Genomic DNA, 19,146 nt, shown 5'->3' with positions numbered 1-19,146 from the left:
TATGAGTTGTCATGGGGTGCGAACGGGCGATCTCGCCACCGCAGGCGTTCCCGATACGACGATCGGCGCGTCGAGCTTCCGTCTCCTGAACGACTACCAGCGCGAATTCCCGCTCGTGTCGCGACCATTCGCGAGGATCGGGGCGGAATGCGGTCTGGGGGAGGAGAAGACGCTGGACGCGCTGCGCGCCTGGCAGGCCTCGGGTGTCGTCAGCCGTGTAGGGGCGGTGTTCGCGCCGCGCCGCATCGGGGCGAGCGCCCTTGCGGCCCTCGCGGCGCCGGTGGAGCGCCTCGACGAGATCGCCGCGCGGGTGAGCGCCATCGCCGAGGTGAACCACAATTACCAGCGCGAACACGCCTACAACCTCTGGTTCGTCATCACCGCCGCATCGTCGGCGCGGCTCGAGGAGATCGTCGCCCGCATTGACAGCGAGACCGGCTGTCCCGTGATCGTGCTGCCGCTGGAAGAGGAGTTCCACATCGACCTCGGCTTCGACCTGAGGGGAAGCAACGGGCGTGCGGTCGACAGGGTGGCAGGCTCGCCCCCGGTCCCTGTCCCCGAGGCCGCCTGTGCCTTGCCGGGCCTGGAGCAGTCCCTGATGCGGGCACTTCAGGAAGGATTGCCGCTGGAGCCCCGTCCTTTCGATGCGCTGGGCCGCAAGGCGGGGATCAGCGAGGCGATGACGCTCGAACTCATAGAGCGCTGGCTCCACGAGGGCATGGTCAAGCGGTTCGGCATCGTGGTGCGCCATCACGAGCTCGGTTTCCGCGCCAACGCGATGTGCGTGTGGGACGTCCCGGACGAGGCGGTGAGCGGGATCGGCCGGCTCGTGGCCGCGGAGTCCGCCGTCACCCTCTGCTATCGGCGCCGCCGGGCGCTGCCGGCGTGGCGCTACAACCTCTTCTGCATGATTCACGGTCGCTCGCGGGAGGCCGTGCGTGCGGCGCGTGACGATATCGCGGCTCGCCTCGGGCTCGATCGATGGGCGCACGAGGTGCTTTTCAGCTGTCGCCGTTTCAAGCAGACGGGCGCCTGCTACCTCCCGGATACGGGCAAATGAGCGGCCGTCGCGCGCCCGCCGAGGCACCCGCCGTGCTCGACGACATCGATCGCGCGCTGATCAACGCCTTGCAGGGGGACTTCCCCCTGTCCCGGCAACCCTTTGCCGAAGTCGGACTGCGCCTGGGGCTCCCGCAAGAGACCGTCCTCGCCCGCGTGCAGCGCCTGCTCGACGCGCGCGTGCTGACGCGCTTCGGTCCGATGTTCCAGATCGAACGTATCGGCGGCGCCTTCTGCCTCGCGGCGATGAGCGTCTCGGAAGCGGCCTTCGAGCACGTGGCCGCACAGGTCAACGGGTTCCCCGAAGTTGCCCACAACTACCGGCGCGAGCACGCGCTCAACATGTGGTTCGTGCTTGCCACCGAGCTTCCGGACGGCATTGCCGAGTGTGCGCGCCGCATCGAGGCAGCGACGGGACTGCCGGTGTTCCTCTTCCCGAAGGAGCGCGAGTACTTCGTCGAAATGAAGCTGGAGGCATGAGGCCCGTGATCGCCGACGACCTTGAACGCCGCATCATCGTCGCAACCCAGGGCGGCCTGCCGCTGGTTCCCGATCCCTGGGGCGCGGTCGCCGCTGAACTCGGTGTGTCGCCCGAGGACCTGCTTGCGCGGATCGGTTCGATGCTGGAACGAGGGGTGATCCGCAGAATCGGGGCCGTGCCGAACCACTACGCGATCGGCTACACGGCCAATGGCATGAGCGTGTGGGACATCCGCGACGAAGCGATCGACGTGGTGGGCGAATGGCTGGGCAGCCTTCCGGCGGTCACTCACTGCTATCGCCGCCCCCGCCGCCTGCCCGATTGGCCGTACAACCTGTTCGCGATGGTGCATGGTCGCAGCCACGAGGCGGTGCGCGATCAGCTCGACGAGATCGCGGCCCACCTCGAGTCGCTCTTCCCCTCCGCATGTCGCGCCCGCGACGTGCTCTTCTCCTCGGCGATCCTGAAGAAGACCGGCCTGCGCATCCGCGACGCAGGCTGATCGACTCTTCCTCCGCGCGGCTTCATGCCGTCATGATTGCTCCGGCCTTTGGTCGGAGCAGCATCGCTGCGCATGTCAAATACATATATCCACTTGCCGTCTGGGGAAATTTAAGACACATCAAAGAACCCCAAAGTCATCAGGTCAATACTCCGCGCCAGTTGTTTGACATTCAGTGTCGCTTAAGGAGAGAAAGGTGCAAAACCACAATTGGATCGGAAAGACCCTGGCTCTGGCGTTGCTGCCGATGGCGGTCGGCGCGGCGTGGGCGCAATCGGCTCCGGAAATGACCGCCGACGAAAAGGCGAAGGCCAAGCAGATCTACTTCGAGCGCTGCGCCGGCTGCCACGGCGTGCTGCGCAAGGGTGCGACCGGCAAGAACCTCGAACCGCACTGGACCAAGACCGCGGCCGACGGCACGAAGACCGAAGGCGGCACGCTCAGGCTCGGCACCGACCGCCTCGAGAAGATCATCTCCTACGGTACTGAAGGCGGGATGGTCAATTACGACGACATCCTGACCAAGGAAGAAATCAACATGATGGCGCGTTACATCCAGCAGACGCCGGATGTGCCGCCCGAGTTCTCGCTGCAGGACATGAAGAACAGCTGGAAGCTCCTCGTTCCGGTTGCCGAACGTCCCAAGAAGCAGATGAACAACATCAACCTGAAGAACGTCTTCGCGGTGACGCTGCGCGACGCCGGCAAGCTCGCGCTGATCGATGGCGACACCCACAAGATCTGGAAGGTGCTCGACACCGGCTACGCGGTGCACATCTCGAGGCTGTCGGCATCGGGCCGCTACGTCTATACGGTCGGTCGCGACGGTCTCACCACCATCATCGACATGTGGTACGAGGAGCCGAAGACGGTCGCGACCGTGCGACTCGGTTCGGATGCGCGCTCGGTCGATACGTCGAAGTTCAAGGGCTACGAGGACAAGTACCTGATCGGCGGCACCTACTGGCCGCCCCAGTACTCGATCATGGACGGCGAAACGCTGGAACCGATCAAGATCGTCTCCACCCGCGGCCAGACGGTCGACGGCGAGTACCACCCCGAGCCGCGCGTTGCCTCCATCGTCGCGTCGATGGTCAAGCCCGAGTGGGTCGTGAACGTTAAGGAGACGGGGCAGATCATGCTCGTCGACTACACCGACATCAAGAACCTGAAGACCACGACGATCGAATCCGCCAAGTTCCTGCATGACGGCGGCTGGGATATGTCCAAGCGCTACTTCATGGTCGCCGCCAACGCGTCGAACAAGGTCGCCGCGGTGGACACCAAGACCGGCAAGCTCGCGGGCCTGATCGACACGGCCAAGATCCCGCACCCCGGTCGCGGCGCGAACTTCATGCACCCGCAATTCGGGCCGGTGTGGACCACGGGCCACCTGGGCGCGGACGTGATCTCGGTGATCTCGACGGCTTCGGACAATCCCAAGCACGCCAAGTACAAGGACAAGAACTGGAAGGTCGTGCAGGAGCTGAAGATGCCGGGCGCGGGCAACCTGTTCGTCAAGACGCATCCGAAGTCCACGCACCTGTGGGCGGATGCGCCGATGAACCCCGAGCGCGAAATCGCCGAGTCGGTCTATGTGTATGACCTGAAGGATCTCGGCAAGACGCCGACGCGACTGGACGTCGCCAAGGATTCGGGCCTGCCGGAAAGCAAGGCGATCCGCCGCGCGACGCACCCGGAGTTCAACGAAGCGGGCAACGAAGTCTGGATCTCCCTGTGGGGCGGCAAGACCGACCAGTCGGCGATCGTGATCTACGACGACAAGACCCTCAAGCTGAAGAAGGTCATCACCGACCCGGCAATCGTGACGCCGACCGGCAAGTTCAACGTCTTCAACACGATGCACGACGTTTATTGATCGGTTCGCCGGTCGCCTGATTGGCCCCCCCGCGCTTCGTGCGCGGGGGCCGGGAAGGGAGAAGGAAGTGTCATGACAGAAAGAGACGACAAGCAGCCGGAAGGACGGAGAGGCTTCTGGGCTTCGTTGTGCCGCCCGAGCTCGAAGTATTCATTCGGGGGGCTCCTGATCGTGGGGTTCGCGATCGGCGTGCTCTTCTGGGGCGGTTTCAACACCGTCCTCGAGGCGACCAACACGGAGGCGTTCTGCATTTCGTGCCATGAGATGCATGACAACGTCTACCAGGAATACAAGAAGACCATCCACTACACGAACCGCACCGGCGTGCGTGCGACCTGCCCCGACTGCCACGTGCCGAAGGACTGGACGCACAAGATGATCCGCAAGGTGCAGGCCTCGAAGGAAGTCTGGGGCAAGCTGACCGGCACCATCGATACGCCCGAGAAGTTTGCGGCCAAGCGCCTCGAGCTGGCGCGCAACGAGTGGAAGCGCATGAAGGCCGCGGACTCGCGCGAGTGCCGCAACTGCCACAGCCTCGAGAGCATGAATGCGGACTCGCAGAAGCAGCGGGCGCGCAAGCAGCACGAGATGGCGCGCGAGGACAACATGACCTGCATCGACTGCCACAAGGGCATCGCGCACACGAAACCCGAAGGGATGACTGAGGAAGACGACCTGTAAGCCACGCATGCAGGCCTCCGACTGAATCAACTGAGGAATCGACGATGAAGAAAACGATAATTGCCGGCGTTGTCGGCGCAATCCTGACTGGCGCCACAGGTGCGGCAATGGCGGCGGCTCCCGACTGGGGCAAGGTTCCCGCGAAGGACATCACCGTGTTCTATCCGGGCGTATCCCCGATCGAGTGGATCACCAAGGGAACGGAGCACGGTGGTGCGCGCGGCATGAAGAAGGGTGAAACGTGCGCCGACTGCCACCATTCGGAAACGGCCGACATGGGCAAGAAGATGGCCAGCGGTCAGAAGATCGAACCGACGCCGATCGCCGGCAAGGCGCCTTCGATTCCCGTCAAGGTGCAGGCCGCTCGTGACGCCGACAACCTCTACGTGCGCTTCTCCTGGAAGCAGCCGCCCGCATCCGGCGGCGCCAAGATGGACGCGAAGAATCCGGTCAAGGTCGCCTTCATGCTCGAAGCCGGCGGCAAGGTCGAACTGGCCGATCTCGGCGGCTGCTGGTCCACCTGCCACATCGACTCGCGCACCATGCCGAGTGCCGCGGACACGAAGCTGAAATATGTGAAGGGCGGATCGCTGGCCGAAGGCAAGTTCTACGACCTGTACCAGTGGCGCAGCGGAGAGAAGAAAGGCTTCAACGGCTACGTCGCGGACAAGCGCGTGATGGAAGGCGGCCAGGCGCTCGTGAGCGCGGACGGGAAGCTCGAGGGCGACACCTGGACAGTCGTCTTCGCGCGCAAGCTGGCAGGCGGGGAAGGCGACGTCGCGCTCGAATCGGGCAAGACGTACAACTTCGGCTTCGCCATCCACGACGACAGCGCAGCCGGTCGCTTCCACCACGTTTCCCTCGGCTACAAGCTCGGCATCGACGCGAACGCCGATATCACCGTCGCGAAGTAAGGCGCGCTCAAATGCGCCGGCCCGGAAGCCGCCTTTCCCCGTTCGCCGGGGAAGGCGGCTTCCGCCTTCTCCAACCGGACTTTTGCGAGGGATGATCGTGCATCCAATCAACCGGGCCTTGCAGGCAGGCGTGTTTCTCGTGATCGGGTTCGCCGACATCGCGTGCGCCGCCGAGCACGAAGTGAATATCGCGGATTACAAGTTCAGCCCGGCGGTCGTGGAAATCCGGGCAGGCGACACGGTTACCTGGATCAATCGCGAGAAGCGGACCAGCCATTCCGTGGCGTTCGATGCCAGCGGCGAGGAATCCGAGCGCTTCTTTCCCGGCGAGAAATGGTCCCGCGCCTTTCCGCAGGCCGGGCGTTACGAGTACCACTGCGGACCTCATCCCGAGATGAAGGGCGCTGTCGTCGTCACCGAGTGAAGACAGGACGGGGTGCCGCCCGTCCGCGGACCTTGACCGGCGTCATTTCCCGCAAGGCTGCGCTTCGCTGTAATGGCAGCACTGAGGAGAGTCCCATGTTCCGCATCTCGCACTTCATCCGTGAACTCGACCACCCGACGCCCGTCGCCCCGCGGCGCAATCCGCCCGGCCCGGTGGTCATCTGGAACCTGATCCGACGCTGCAACCTCACCTGCAAGCACTGCTATTCAATATCGGCCGACAAGGATTTTCCCGGCGAACTCTCCACCGACGACGTCTTGCGCGTCATGGACGACCTCAAGGCCTTCCGCGTCCCGGTGCTGATCCTGTCCGGCGGCGAGCCGCTGCTGCGTCCCGACATCTTCGAGATCGGGCGTCGCGCGAAGGCGCTGGGCTTCTACGTCGGCCTGTCGAGCAACGGCACGCTGATCAACGACAGCAACATCGGCGCGATCGCCGACACCGGTTTCGACTACGTCGGCGTGAGCTTGGACGGCATCGGCGCGACACACGACAAGTTCCGCCGCCTCGAAGGCGCCTTCGAGGCCTCGATGGCCGGCATCCGCCTATGCCTCGCGCGCGGCATCAAGGTCGGCGTGCGCTACACGATGACCGAGGACAACGCCCACGACCTGCCGGCGCTGCTGCGTCTGGTCAAGGACGAGGGCATCGACAAGTTCTACTTCTCCCACCTCAACTACGCCGGCCGCGGCAACAAGCACCGTGCCGACGACGCCCGTCACCAGACCACGCGCGATGCGATGGACCTGCTCTTCGAAACCTGCCTCGACCTCCATCGGCGTGGCATCGAGAAGGACTTCGTCACCGGCAACAACGATGCCGATGGCGTCTATCTGCTGCACTGGGTCGCCCGGCGCTTCCCGGAACACGTCGAGCACATCCGCGGCAAACTCGTGCAATGGGGCGGCAACGCCAGCGGCGTGAATGTCGCCAACATCGACAACCTGGGTGTCGTCCATCCCGACACGATGTGGTGGCACGTTCCGCTCGGCAGTGTCCATGAGCGCAAGTTCTCCGATATCTGGAGCGACCTCTCGAACCCCCTCATGGCCGGACTCAAGCAGCACCCGCGCGTCCTTTCCGGGCGCTGCGGCGCCTGCCGCCATCTCGAGATCTGCAACGGCAGCTCACGGGTGCGCGCGCAGCAGATCACCGGGAATGCGTGGGCCGAGGATCCCGGCTGCTACCTGAGCGACCAGGAGATCGGCCTGGAGGCCGGGGAGAGCCGCGGCGAGCGCATCGTCACCACCCCCTTTGTTCCCCGCCGGCGCACCTCCTGATTTGAGGCCTCCATGAAATCCACGCAAACCCTGCCGCTTCCCGTGCGGCGAGTCCTGATCCTGTCCGGTTTCCTCTTCGGTGCGGCCCTTGCGCTGCACGTCGCCGACTCCCGCGCCGCCGAAAGCCCCCAAGCCACCTACCAGCAACACTGCGCGGCCTGTCATGGCCCCGACCGCCTCGGCGCGACAGGCCCCGCACTCCTGCCCGAGAACCTCGCTCGCCTGCGCAAGGAGGAGGCCGCCACGGTGGTCCGCGACGGTCGGACGGCCACCCAGATGCTGCCGTTCGGTGCGCTGATCCCGCAGGATCAGATCGCTGCGCTCGTCTCGTGGATCTACACCCCGGTCGTTCCCGCACCCGCCTGGGGCGAGGCCGACATCCGCGCCTCTCGCATTGCCCACATCGATCCCGCGACGCTGTCCGCGAAGCCGGTGTTCGACGCCGATCCGATGAACCTCTTCCTCGTCGTCGAAACCGGGGACCACCACGTGTCGGTCCTCGATGGCGACAAGCTCGAGCGCATTCACCGCTTCCAGAGCCGCCACGCGCTCCACGGCGGGCCCAAGTTCACCACCGACGGCCGCTACGTGTTCTTTGCCTCGCGGGACGGCTGGATCAGCAAGTACGACCTGTGGAACCTCAAGGTCGTCACCGAGATCCGCGCCGGCATCAATACGCGCAACGTCGCGGTGTCGCCCGACGGCAAGCACGTTGCGGTCGCCAACTACCTCCCGCATACGCTGGTGCTGCTCGACGGGGATCTCAACCTGCTGAAATCGATCCCCGTTACCGACCGCGACGGCAAGACGAGTTCGCGCGTGTCCGCGGTCTATGAAGCCACCCCGCGCAACAGCTTCGTCGCGGCGCTCAAGGACGTTCCCGAGATCTGGGAGATCAGCTACAACCGCCACGCCGAGGAGATCCCGACCGGCTACGTGCACGACTTCAAGTACCGCGAAGGCGCCTTCGTCCCCGGCTACCTCAATCCCCGCCGCACCACGCTCGCCGACCCCCTCGACGACTTCTTCTTCACGCAGGACTACTCGACCGTCCTCGGGGCCTCGCGGGATGGCGTCGGACAGGTCGTGCACCTCGACGTCCGGCGCAAGATTGCCGACCTCGCCCTCGACGGCATGCCGCACCTCGGTTCCGGCATCTCCTGGGATTGGCAGGGGCGGCGCGTCATGGCCAGCACCAACCTGAAGGCCGCCGAAGTCACCGTCATTGATCTCAAGGACTGGAGCGTCGTGAAGCGCATCCCGACCCGCGGTCCCGGCTTCTTCCTGCGCAGCCACGAGAACAGCCGCTACGCCTTCGTCGATTCCATGATGAGCCGCGAGGCGAAGAACACCCTGCAGGTCATCGACAAGCAGACGCTGGAGATCGTCAAGGAACTGAAGGCCGCCCCGGGCCAGACGCTCGCGCACATCGAATTCACGCGCGACGGCCGTTACGCACTCGCCAGCCTGTGGGAGATGGACGGCGCGCTGATCGTGTATGACGCGAAGACGCTCGAGGAAGTGAAGCGCCTGCCGATGAAGAAGCCGGTCGGCAAGTACAACGTCTGGAACAAGATCACGCGCGAGGAGGGCACCAGCCACTGATCGGCCGCCGATTTGCGCGGTGAGGGTGGTATCGAAAGATTTTTTGCGAAAGGTGTTGCGCAAGCAGGAATCGATGCCTATAATGCGCAGCTCTTAGCAGGCGCGTAGCTCAGCTGGTTAGAGCACCACCTTGACATGGTGGGGGTCGTTGGTTCGAGTCCAATCGCGCCTACCAACGTATGGAGCAGGAAGGTGATCTTCCGAACTACTACTGAAGCCGGAAACTGAAAAGTCGGGCTCCGCTGTAGTGCTCTAGGAAGAAAGTGCGGCCCGTCCGCACTTTTTTTTCGTCCACGTTTTTCATCGTCTGCTTATTGCCACCCCTTCGAGGCCTAGAGATCATGCCGAACATCACGCTCCCTGACGGTTCCGTACGCAGCTTCGACCATCCGGTGACCGTGCTCGACGTCGCGGCATCGATCGGTGCCGGTCTCGCCAAGGCGTCCCTTGCCGGCAAGGTCGACGGCAAGCTGGTCGACCTCTCGCATCGCATCGAAGGGGATGCCTCCTTGGCGATCGTCACCGACAAGAGCGAAGAAGGCGTCGACATCATCCGCCACTCGACGGCCCACCTGCTCGCGCATGCGGTGAAGGAGCTTTTCCCTGACGCGCAGGTCACGATCGGCCCCGTGATCGAGAACGGCTTCTACTACGACTTCTCGTACAAGCGCCCCTTCACGCCGGAAGACCTCGAGAGCATCGAAAAGCGCATGGCCGAGCTCGCCAGGCGCGAGATCCCGGTCGCGCGCGAAGTATGGTCGCGCGACAAGGCGGTCGAGTTCTTCAAGTCGCAGGGCGAGAACTACAAGGCCGAGATCATCGCCTCGATCCCGCAGGGCGAGGATGTCTCGCTCTATCGCCAGGGCGATTTCATCGATCTGTGCCGCGGTCCGCACGTGCCCTCGACGGGCAAGCTCAAGGTCTTCAAGCTGACCAAGCTTGCGGGCGCCTACTGGCGTGGCGATTCGAAGAACGAGATGCTCCAGCGCGTGTATGGCACCGCGTGGGCGAAGAAGGAAGATCTCGAGAGCTATCTCCACATGCTCGAGGAAGCCGAGAAGCGCGACCATCGCAAGCTCGGACGCCTGCTCGATCTCTTCCATCTGCAGGAAGAGGCGCCCGGCATGGTGTTCTGGCATGCCAACGGCTGGACGCTGTGGCAGCAGGTCGAGCAATACATGCGCCGCACCATCCTCGAAAACGGCTACCAGGAAGTGAAGACGCCCCAGATCGTCGATCGCTCGCTGTGGGAGAAGTCCGGTCACTGGGGTATGTATTCCGACCTCATGTTCACGACGCAGTCCGAAAAGCACGACTACGCCGTGAAGCCGATGAACTGCCCGTGCCACATCCAGATCTTCAATCAGGGTTTGAAGAGCTATCGCGACCTGCCGTTGCGCATGGCCGAGTTCGGCTCCTGCCATCGCAACGAACCGTCGGGCTCCTTGCACGGCATCATGCGCGTGCGCAACTTCGTGCAGGACGATGCCCACATCTTCTGCGCCGAGGACCAGGTGCAGGCGGAATCCGCGGCCTTCATCAGCCTGCTGCAGAAGGTTTATGCCGATTTCGGCTTCACCGAGATCCTGATCAAGCTGTCCACGCGTCCGGAAAAGCGCGTCGGAACCGACGAACAGTGGGATGCGGCCGAGGCTGCGCTCGCGGCGGCGCTCGATGCGCAAGGGCTCGCCTATGAGCTGCAGCCGGGCGAGGGCGCCTTCTACGGGCCGAAGATCGAGTTCTCGCTCAAGGACTGCCTCAATCGCGTGTGGCAGTGCGGCACGCTGCAGCTCGACTTCAATCTGCCCGTGCGTCTCGGTGCCGAATATGTCGCCGAGGACAACACGAAGAAATTCCCGGTGATGCTGCACCGCGCGATCCTCGGCTCGCTCGAGCGCTTCATCGGCATCCTCATCGAGCACTTCGCCGGCGCACTGCCGCTGTGGCTCTCGCCGGTGCAGGCCGTGGTGCTGAACATCTCCGAAGGTCAGTCGGAATATGCGACGGAAGTCACAAAACGCTTGAAGCGGGCGGGTTTCCGGGTCGAGGCGGATTTGCGTAACGAAAAGATTACCTATAAAATCCGCGAACATAGCGTGCACAAGCTGCCTTACCAGATCGTCATCGGCGAGAAGGAAAAGGCGGCAGGCCTCGTTGCCGTGCGTGCCCGAGGGGGCCAAGACCTTGGCCAGATGACCCTCGATACCCTGATCGAGCGTTGGCAGCGCGAAGTTCAAGCGCGGTCGGCCTCGATTTGATTTTTGGCATTCGTGGAGAACTGAACCATCGCTCAAGAGAAAAAGCAGCGCGTCAATGAGGAGATCAGCGCGCCCGAAGTTCGTCTGCTCGGTGAAGACGGCGAACCGATCGGTATTGTTTCCCTGAGAACGGCTCTCGAGGCGGCAGAAGAAGCCGGCCTCGATCTTGTCGAAATTGCGCCGATGGCGCAGCCCCCGGTCTGTCGTGTGATGGACTTCGGCAAGTTCAAGTATCAGGAACAGAAGAAGGCCCACGAAGCCAAGCTCAAGCAGAAGCAGGTGCAGATCAAGGAAGTGAAGCTGCGCCCGGCGACTGACGAGAACGACTACCAGATCAAGTTGCGCAACCTCAAGCGCTTCCTTGAAGAAGGTGACAAGTGCAAGGTGACGCTGCGTTTTCGCGGTCGGGAAATGGCGCACCAGGAATTCGGTCTGCGTCAGCTCGAGCGGATCAAGGCCGATCTGGAAGAGCACGGCCAGGTCGAGCAGATGCCCAAGATGGAAGGGCGTCAGATGGTGATGGTCATCGCGCCGATCAAGAAGAATCGCTGATCGCGACGAAGAATCTGCCTTCCTCCCTCGGGCGGGAGGCAAACCCCGGCGAATGTTGGTCGCCGGAAAACAAGTGGTGTCGGGTTGAAAATGCGCCGCAGGGCGACGCTACCTGACGTCATTCATAAACTTTGGAGTTAGCAATGCCGAAGATGAAGACCAAGAGCGGAGCCGCCAAGCGGTTCAAGGTCCGCGCTAGTGGTGGGATCAAGCGGTCCCAGGCGTTCAAGCGCCACATCCTTACCAAGAAGACCACCAAGAGCAAGCGCCAGCTGCGCGGCATGACGGAAGTCCACGCCGCCGACGAGAAGCTGATCCGCGCCATGCTGCCTTACGCTTGATAGGAGACCGCCATGCCCCGAGTTAAACGTGGTGTAACCGCCCGCGCACGTCACAAGAAGGTTCTCGATCAGGCCAAGGGTTACCGCGGCCGCCGCAAGAACGTATACCGCATCGCCAAGCAGGCGGTGATGAAGGCCGGTCAGTACGCCTACCGTGACCGTCGTCAGCGCAAGCGCCAGTTCCGTGCCCTGTGGATCGCCCGTATCAACGCCGCTGCGCGTGAAGTCGGTCTGACCTACAGCACCTTCATGAACGGCCTGAAGAAGGCTGCGATCGAAGTTGACCGCAAGGTGCTGGCCGACCTGGCCGTGTTCGACAAGCCCGCTTTTGCGGCGCTCGCAGATCAGGCCCGGGCCAAACTCGCTGCGTAATCGAACGCAGCACGAAAAAAGGAGGCCTGGCCTCCTTTTTTTTTCCTGAATTTTCCACGGCAAGCAAATGGATAAGCTCGATCAACTCGTTCAACAGGCTGCGGCCGAGTTCGCCGCGGCAGCGGACGGCGCCCAGCTGGAACAGGCCAAGGCGCGCTTTCTCGGCAAGACGGGCGTGCTCACCGAACAGCTCAAGGGGCTCGGCAAACTCGCGCCCGAAGAGCGCCGCGCAGCCGGTGCCGAGATCAACCGCGCCAAGGACGCGATCGAGGCGGCGCTCGAAGCCCGCCGCAATGCCCTGCGCGAAGCCGTCCTGCTCGCCCAGCTCGCCGCCGAAGCGCTCGACGTGACGCTGCCCGGGCGCGGCACCTCGGTCGGCGGTCTGCACCCCGTGAGCCGCACTCTGGAGCGCATCGAAGGGCTGTTCCGCTCGATCGGCTTCGTCGTCGCCGACGGCCCCGAGATCGAGACCGACTGGCACAACTTCACCGCGCTCAACACGCCGGAAAACCACCCGGCGCGTTCGATGCACGACACCTTCTACCTCGAAGGTAACGACGAGGTGCTGTTGCGCACGCATACCAGTCCCGTGCAAGTGCGCGCGATGCTCGATCACGCCGCTCGCCATGCCGGGGCCGAACACATGCCCGAGCTGCGCATCATCGCGCCGGGCCGCGTGTACCGCGTCGATTCCGACGCCACACATTCGCCGATGTTCCATCAGGTAGAAGGCCTGTGGGTCGGCGAGAACGTCAGCTTCGCCGACCTCAAGGGCGTGATCGCCGACTTCCTGCGCAAGTTCTTCGAAACGGAAGACCTGCAGGTGCGTTTCCGTCCCTCGTTCTTCCCTTTCACCGAGCCCAGTGCCGAGATCGACGTCGCCTTCATGAGCGGCGCGCTCAAGGGGCGCTGGCTCGAGATCGCCGGCTGCGGCATGGTGCATCCGAACGTGCTGCGTTTCGGCGGCATCGATCCCGAACGCTACACGGGCTTTGCCTTCGGCATGGGGCCGGATCGCCTCACGATGCTGCGCTATGGCGTCAACGATCTGCGCCTGTTCTTCGAAGGCGACCTGCGCTTCTTGAGCCAATTCAGGTAATCGAATCATGCAATTCTCGGAACAGTGGCTGCGGAGCCTCGTCAATCCTCCGCTCGACAGCGAGGCGCTCGGACATCTCCTGACGATGGCCGGCCTCGAGGTGGAAGAATCCGCGTCGGTTGCGCCGCCCTTTACGGGCGTCGTCGTCGCCCGCATCGTCGAGGCGGAAAAGCATCCCAATGCCGACAAGCTGAAGTTGTGCAAGGTCGACGCGGGGCAAGGGGAGCTGCTGCAGATCGTCTGCGGTGCGCCCAATGCGGCCGTCGGCATGAAGGTCCCGTGCGCCGTCGTCGGTGCGAAGCTGCCTGGATTCGAGATCAAGGCCGCCAAGCTTCGCGGCGTGGAGTCCTTCGGCATGCTGTGCTCGGCGCGCGAGCTGGGCTTGTCGGAAGATCACGCCGGGCTGATGGATCTTCCGGCGGATGCGCCGATCGGCACGAGCCTGCGCGACTACCTGGCGCTCGACGACACGCTGTTCACGATCAAGCTCACGCCCAACCGTTCGGATTGCCTGAGTCTGCTCGGGGTCGGACGCGAGGTTGCGGCGCTGACCGGCCAGGCCTTGTCGGCACCGCTGGTCGTGACGATTCCGGCGACGATCGACGACCGTCGCGCCATCGTCCTTGATGCGCCGGCCGCGTGCCCGCGTTATTGCGGGCGCATCGTGCGCGGTGTCGATGCGAAGGCGCCGACGCCGGACTGGATGAAGCAGCGGCTGCAGCGTTCCGGCATCCGTTCGATCAGCGCCCTCGTCGACATCACGAACTACGTGATGCTCGAGCTCGGCCAGCCCCTGCATGCCTTTGACAATGCGCGCCTGTCCGGTGCCATTCACGTGCGGTATCCGCGCGAGGGCGAACAGGTGCTGCTGCTCAACGAGCAGACCGTCACCCCGGCGGCCGACACCCTGCTGATCGCCGACGAGGCGCGTGCCTTGGCGTTGGCGGGCATCATGGGGGGGGAGGACAGCGGGATCACGCTCGACACCACCGACATGTTCCTCGAGAGCGCCTTCTTTGCGCCCGATGCGATCGCGGGACGCGCGCGCAGCTACGGTTTCGTGTCCGACGCGTCGCACCGCTTCGAGCGTGGCGTGGACTTCGAGCTCGCGGCCAGCGCGATCGAGCGCGCGACGCAGCTGATCCTCGAGATTTGCGGCGGCGCCGCGGGGCCGGTGGTCGAGGCGGTGTCGAAAGAACACCTGCCGGCGCGCAAGCCGGTCCGTCTGCGCCCGGCACGCGCCCGCCGCCTGCTCGGCATCCGCCCCGATGACGCCGAGATCGAGAAACTCCTCAATGGAGTGCACCTCGGTGTCCACCGGGAGGGAGAGGACCTGTTGGTCGTGCCTCCGTCCTTCCGCTTCGACATCGAGATCGAAGAGGACCTGATCGAGGAGATCGCGCGTCTCTATGGTTACGACAATATCCCGGCGGTGCCGCCGCAGGGAGGGCTGGCGATGCTGGACCGTTCCGAGTCCGGCCGCAGCGCCTGGGATGTCCGGCATCTGCTGGCCGGACGCGACTACCAGGAGGTCGTCAACTACGCATTCGTCGAAGAGGCATGGGAGCGCGACTTTTGTGCCAACGAGACGCCGATTCGGCTCGCCAACCCGATCGCCAGCCAGATGAGCGTGATGCGCAGCAGCCTCATTCCGGGGCTTGCCGGCAACCTCGTCGCGAACCGCAAGCGCCAGCTGAACCGCGTGCGCGTGTTCGAGATCGGGCGCTGCTTCGAACGCAAAGCGGACGGCGAGCCCGTCGCGGGCTTCCATCAGCCGGTGCGTGTCGCCGGTCTTGCGGCCGGGCCGGCGCTGCCCGAGCAGTGGGGCGCGCCGACGCGTAATGTCGATTTCTACGACGTCAAGGGCGACGTCGAGGCGCTGTTCGCCCCGCGCGCACTGAAATTCGAGCCTGTTTCGGAGCCCGCGCTCCATCCCGGTCGCGCTGCGGCGGTGCTGCTCGACGGGCGTCGCATCGGCGTCGTCGGCGAACTGCATCCGGTGTGGGTGCAGCGTTATGACCTGGGCACTGCGCCGGTGGTGTTCGAGCTCGACATGGATGGCGTGCTGCTCGCCGATCTGCCCGCTTATGCGGAGATCTCGCGGCAGCCCGCGGTGACCCGCGACCTCGCGCTGGTGGTCGAGCAGGCGCTGCCGGTGGCGCGCGTCATCGACGTGCTGAAAGAGTCCGCGCCGGCCATCGTGAAGGCGGTCGAACTCTTCGATGTGTACCATGGCAAGGGCATCGATCCGGGGAAAAAGAGCCTTGCGTTCAGGGTGTTGATGCAAGATACTCAGCGGACGCTTGAGGATGCGGAGGTGGATGCCGCAGTCACTGCGATTGTGCGTCACGCTGAAACTGTGCTCGGTGCCCGCTTGCGTGGATAGTCCCAGAATGAACGTAACCCTGACCAAAGCAGAGCTGGCCGACATGCTGTTCGAGCGTGTCGGCCTCAACAAGCGTGAAGCCAAGGACATGGTGGAAGGCTTCTTCGAGGAGATTCGCCTGGCCCTCGAGAAGGGCGAGTCGGTGAAGCTCTCCGGGTTCGGCAACTTCCAGCTGCGCGACAAGCCGCAACGGCCCGGACGCAATCCGAAGACGGGCGAGGAGATTCCGATCACCGCCCGCCGTGTTGTCACCTTCCATGCCAGTCAGAAGCTGAAGGCAGCCGTGGAGCAGCTGAGCGATGCAGGCAAGCAGCCATAACGAGGCCTCCGGGCCTCTGCCGCCGATTCCGGCCAAGCGCTACTTCACGATCGGTGAGGTGAGCGAGCTGTGCGCGGTGAAGCCTCATGTGCTGCGTTACTGGGAGCAGGAGTTCACCCAGCTCAAGCCGGTGAAGCGCCGCGGCAATCGCCGCTACTACCAGCATCACGAAGTGCTGCTGGTGCGTCGCATCCGAGAGCTCCTGTACGACGAGGGTTTCACGATCTCGGGTGCGCGCAACAAGCTCGGCGAGTCGGCAATCCATCAGCAGGAAGAGGCGGAGGAATCCGATCGGCTGCGTGAAGCCCTTGCCGGGGTGCGGGCGGAGATCGTCGCGACGCTCGCCGTGCTGAAAGCGTGATTCGGCACTGGCAAATTCCATTTGTGCTGCTATAATGGCGGCTTGTGTCGGGGCGTAGCGCAGCCTGGTAGCGCACTTGCATGGGGTGCAAGGGGTCGCGAGTTCGAATCCCGCCGCCCCGACCAATAAATTCAAACAAGAACCGGCCGCTGGCCGGTTTTTGCTTTTCTGCACTCCGTCGGGGTGGCCGGGCGAGGGTGTGTCGGTGTGCTAAGATGCTTCGCCGCTTCTGCGATACATCCGGCCTCGCGTCGTGGCTTGTATCCCTCCGAACGGAAAAAACATGCGCATTCTGGTCAGCAACGACGACGGTTATTTTGCTCCTGGCATCGCCGCCCTGGCGGCAGCCCTGGCCGAGGTTGGGGACGTGACCGTCGTGGCGCCCGAGCGCGACCGCAGCGGCGCGAGCAACTCGCTGACCCTCGATCGCCCCCTGTCGCTGCGCCGTGCCGCCAACGGGTTCCATTTCGTCAATGGAACGCCCACGGACTGCGTGCATCTTGCCGTGACCGGAATGCTCGATCACCTGCCGGACATGGTCGTGTCGGGGGTCAATCACGGCGCCAACATGGGTGACGATACGCTGTATTCCGGTACCGTCGCGGCAGCTACCGAGGGCTACCTGCTCGGCGTGCCGTCGATCGCGATTTCCCTGGTGAGCAAGCAGGCGAGCGATTTTTCCGCCGCGGCGCGGGTGGCGCGGGACCTCGCCGCGCGTTTCCAGCGCGAGCCGTTCCGGCAGCCCGTGCTGCTCAATGTGAACGTCCCGGATCGACCGTACGAGGAGCTGCGCGGACACAGGATCACGCGGCTGGGCAAGCGCCACAAGGCCGAGCCGGTCATCCGCAGCGTCACGCCGCGCAACGAGACGGTGTATTGGGTCGGGCCCGCGGGCCAGGCTGCCGACGCCGGTGAAGGAACCGACTTCCACGCTGTGGCGGAAGGCTATGTCTCGATTACGCCGCTGCAGATCGACCTGACGCATTACAACCTGATGTCGGGGGTCTCGGAGTGGCTGGCGCGATGAGCCTGCGCCGCCCGGATGCGGGCCAGGCCGCGACACGTGCGCGGGGCCGCATGGTGGAGCGTCTGCGCGCCCAGGGCATCCGGGATGAAAAGGTGCTCGCGGCGATGATGCAGGTGCCGCGGCACGCCTTTGTGGAAGAGGGGCTGGCGTACAGCGCGTATGACGACACGGCCTTGCCCATCGGCTATCAGCAGACCATTTCGCAGCCCTTCGTGGTGGCGAAGATGATCGAGACGCTGCGCGCCGGCCGCGAACTCGGGCGGACGCTGGAGGTCGGAGCCGGTTGTGGTTACCAGGCCGCGGTGTTGTCCTTCGTTGCTACCGAGGTCTATGCGGTGGAGCGCATCCGGCCCTTGCTCGATGTTGCGCGCGAAAATCTCCGGCCCCTGCGACTGCCCAACGTGCGCCTGAAATGTGCCGATGGCACGATGGGTTTGCCCGAGGCGGCGCCATATGACACGATTATTGTTGCGGCTGCCGCGCCGAGCGTGCCGGCGTCACTCAAGGAGCAGCTTGCCCCGGGCGGGCGGCTCATGCTGCCGGTGGGAGGCGCGGAGCAAAGGCTCGTGATGATCGAGCGGCAGGGGAATGTTTTCAGGGAGAGTCGCCTCGAAGCTGTGCGGTTCGTCCCATTATTGACTGGTACGGAATGAATGATTCAGTGAAGTTTGGTCCTGTGCACCGCTGGTTGACGCTATGCGGTCTGGTCGCCGTCCTCGTGGGATGTGCGGCCCCCCGGCCTGCCCCCGTCAGGGACGGTACGCCACCGCCTGCGGCCGAGGCTGCCGTCGGTGCGGTGCCGAAGGCCGAAGCTCCGACGCACGTGGTGCGTCCCGGGGATACCTTGTTGGGGATTGCGCGGCAGTATGGCGTCACGGTGAAGGATCTGGTCGCCTGGAACGGCCTTGCGGACCCTAACCAGATCCATGTCGGTCAGGCCTTGCGGGTCGGCGCTGCGCCGGCCGCGAGCCCTGCCGCTGCGGCCGGTGCGACCTCCGGCGCGGTGGCGCAGCCGATCGCCATCACGCAACCGGTCGACGTCCAGGCGGTAAAGGCTCCGGGCGAAGCCGCGCCGCCGGCGGCGGGCGGCCTCAAGCAGGAACCGCGCGGGGGCAAGCAGCCATATAGCGACGAGGCTTGGGCCTCGCTGAATCCGCGCGCGAGCGCCCCTTCGACGCCTCCCCCTGCTGCGCCGGAGCCGGACAAGGCGCCGGGCAACACTGCGTGGCTGTGGCCGGCCTCCGGCCAGGTGATCGAGACGTTCGATGAGAGCACGAACAAGGGCGTCGACATTGCCGGCAAGGCCGGGGATCCGGTGGTGGCCTCGGCGGGCGGCAAGGTGGTGTACTCGGGAAGCGGCTTGCGCGGCTATGGAAAACTGGTCATCATCAAGCACGATGCGAATTACCTTACAGCCTATGCGCATAACCAGCAGCTGCTGGTGAAGGAAGGCGATTCGGTGTTGAAAGGCCAGAAGATTGCAGAACTCGGAAGCACCGACGCTGATCGTCCCAAGGTGCATTTCGAGATCCGCAAGCAGGGCCGCCCTGTGGATCCGCTGAAGTATTTGCCTGCACGCTGACGA

General features: G+C 64.3%; 20 protein-coding genes and 2 tRNA genes. All 22 read left to right on the top strand.

Annotated elements, in window-relative coordinates; genetic code table 11:
• The first annotated feature begins 1 nt into the window (after position 1).
• The 22 genes from ahbB (GO615_RS04835) to GO615_RS04730 all read left to right on the top strand — a co-directional run bounded on the left by ahbB (GO615_RS04835) (position 2) and on the right by GO615_RS04730 (position 19,143).
• On the top strand, positions 2 to 1,060 hold the full coding sequence (gene ahbB / locus GO615_RS04835; RefSeq protein ID WP_169125910.1) for a siroheme decarboxylase subunit beta: 1,059 nt from the start codon (positions 2 to 4) through the stop codon (positions 1,058 to 1,060).
• Complete coding sequence (locus GO615_RS04830; RefSeq protein ID WP_169125909.1) at positions 1,057 to 1,539, top strand: Lrp/AsnC family transcriptional regulator; 483 nt, start codon at positions 1,057 to 1,059, stop codon at positions 1,537 to 1,539. Before ahbB (GO615_RS04835) ends, GO615_RS04830 begins: the two co-directional genes overlap by 4 nt.
• The gene (ahbB, locus tag GO615_RS04825) at positions 1,536 to 2,042 is read left to right on the top strand and encodes a siroheme decarboxylase subunit beta (protein ID WP_169125908.1); all 507 of its coding nucleotides are present in this window, start codon (positions 1,536 to 1,538) and stop codon (positions 2,040 to 2,042) included. The genes GO615_RS04830 and ahbB (GO615_RS04825) overlap by 4 nt, the downstream gene beginning before the upstream one ends.
• A gap of 247 nt (positions 2,043 to 2,289) precedes the next feature.
• A complete protein-coding gene (locus GO615_RS04820) occupies positions 2,290 to 3,921 on the top strand; it encodes a cytochrome D1 domain-containing protein (protein ID WP_211166960.1) in 1,632 nt (543 codons plus the stop codon).
• Between the two features lie 72 nt (positions 3,922 to 3,993).
• Positions 3,994 to 4,602, top strand: coding sequence for a NapC/NirT family cytochrome c (locus tag GO615_RS04815; protein ID WP_169125906.1), 609 nt, complete (start codon positions 3,994 to 3,996; stop codon positions 4,600 to 4,602).
• A 44-nt stretch (positions 4,603 to 4,646) separates the two neighbouring features.
• Positions 4,647 to 5,516: an ethylbenzene dehydrogenase-related protein gene (locus GO615_RS04810; protein WP_169125905.1), complete on the top strand. Its 870-nt coding sequence runs from the start codon at positions 4,647 to 4,649 to the stop codon at positions 5,514 to 5,516.
• 91 nt (positions 5,517 to 5,607) lie between these two features.
• Complete coding sequence (locus GO615_RS04805) at positions 5,608 to 5,940, top strand: plastocyanin/azurin family copper-binding protein (protein ID WP_169125904.1); 333 nt, start codon at positions 5,608 to 5,610, stop codon at positions 5,938 to 5,940.
• Positions 5,941 to 6,035: 95 nt separating this feature from the next.
• Entirely contained in the window at positions 6,036 to 7,241 is a 1,206-nt protein-coding gene (nirJ, locus tag GO615_RS04800) for a heme d1 biosynthesis radical SAM protein NirJ (RefSeq protein ID WP_169125903.1), read from the top strand.
• A 12-nt stretch (positions 7,242 to 7,253) separates the two neighbouring features.
• Positions 7,254 to 8,846, top strand: a complete 1,593-nt coding sequence (locus GO615_RS04795; RefSeq protein ID WP_169125902.1) for a nitrite reductase — start codon at positions 7,254 to 7,256, stop codon at positions 8,844 to 8,846.
• A gap of 98 nt (positions 8,847 to 8,944) precedes the next feature.
• Positions 8,945 to 9,021: transfer RNA gene (locus GO615_RS04790), tRNA-Val, on the top strand.
• A gap of 166 nt (positions 9,022 to 9,187) precedes the next feature.
• Positions 9,188 to 11,104, top strand: a complete 1,917-nt coding sequence (thrS, locus tag GO615_RS04785) for a threonine--tRNA ligase (RefSeq protein ID WP_169125901.1) — start codon at positions 9,188 to 9,190, stop codon at positions 11,102 to 11,104.
• A 27-nt stretch (positions 11,105 to 11,131) separates the two neighbouring features.
• Positions 11,132 to 11,656, top strand: a complete 525-nt coding sequence (gene infC, locus GO615_RS04780) for a translation initiation factor IF-3 (protein ID WP_169125992.1) — start codon at positions 11,132 to 11,134, stop codon at positions 11,654 to 11,656.
• Between the two features lie 143 nt (positions 11,657 to 11,799).
• Positions 11,800 to 11,997, top strand: a complete 198-nt coding sequence (gene rpmI, locus GO615_RS04775) for a 50S ribosomal protein L35 (protein WP_015437124.1) — start codon at positions 11,800 to 11,802, stop codon at positions 11,995 to 11,997.
• Positions 11,998 to 12,009: 12 nt separating this feature from the next.
• Positions 12,010 to 12,369: a 50S ribosomal protein L20 gene (gene rplT / locus GO615_RS04770; protein WP_018988925.1), complete on the top strand. Its 360-nt coding sequence runs from the start codon at positions 12,010 to 12,012 to the stop codon at positions 12,367 to 12,369.
• A 67-nt stretch (positions 12,370 to 12,436) separates the two neighbouring features.
• The gene (pheS, locus tag GO615_RS04765) at positions 12,437 to 13,468 is read left to right on the top strand and encodes a phenylalanine--tRNA ligase subunit alpha (protein WP_169125900.1); all 1,032 of its coding nucleotides are present in this window, start codon (positions 12,437 to 12,439) and stop codon (positions 13,466 to 13,468) included.
• 7 nt (positions 13,469 to 13,475) lie between these two features.
• A complete protein-coding gene (gene pheT, locus GO615_RS04760) occupies positions 13,476 to 15,854 on the top strand; it encodes a phenylalanine--tRNA ligase subunit beta (protein ID WP_169125899.1) in 2,379 nt (792 codons plus the stop codon).
• A 7-nt stretch (positions 15,855 to 15,861) separates the two neighbouring features.
• Positions 15,862 to 16,173, top strand: coding sequence for an integration host factor subunit alpha (locus GO615_RS04755; RefSeq protein WP_076602264.1), 312 nt, complete (start codon positions 15,862 to 15,864; stop codon positions 16,171 to 16,173).
• Entirely contained in the window at positions 16,154 to 16,534 is a 381-nt protein-coding gene (locus GO615_RS04750) for a MerR family transcriptional regulator (RefSeq protein ID WP_169125898.1), read from the top strand. The genes GO615_RS04755 and GO615_RS04750 overlap by 20 nt, the downstream gene beginning before the upstream one ends.
• 48 nt (positions 16,535 to 16,582) lie before the next feature.
• A tRNA-Pro gene (locus GO615_RS04745) sits at positions 16,583 to 16,659 on the top strand.
• Between the two features lie 158 nt (positions 16,660 to 16,817).
• A complete protein-coding gene (surE, locus tag GO615_RS04740; protein WP_169125897.1) occupies positions 16,818 to 17,561 on the top strand; it encodes a 5'/3'-nucleotidase SurE in 744 nt (247 codons plus the stop codon).
• A complete protein-coding gene (locus tag GO615_RS04735; protein WP_169125896.1) occupies positions 17,558 to 18,214 on the top strand; it encodes a protein-L-isoaspartate(D-aspartate) O-methyltransferase in 657 nt (218 codons plus the stop codon). The genes surE and GO615_RS04735 overlap by 4 nt, the downstream gene beginning before the upstream one ends.
• Positions 18,211 to 19,143 (top strand): peptidoglycan DD-metalloendopeptidase family protein, encoded by a 933-nt coding sequence (locus tag GO615_RS04730; RefSeq protein WP_169125895.1) that lies wholly within the window; start codon positions 18,211 to 18,213, stop codon positions 19,141 to 19,143. Before GO615_RS04735 ends, GO615_RS04730 begins: the two co-directional genes overlap by 4 nt.
• The last annotated feature ends 3 nt before the right edge of the window (positions 19,144 to 19,146 follow it).

The organism is Aromatoleum evansii, from assembly GCF_012910805.1.
GTDB lineage: Bacteria > Pseudomonadota > Gammaproteobacteria > Burkholderiales > Rhodocyclaceae > Aromatoleum > Aromatoleum evansii.
Note: the sequence above shows the minus strand (reverse complement) of the source record. Positions and strands in the feature narration are given on the sequence as shown.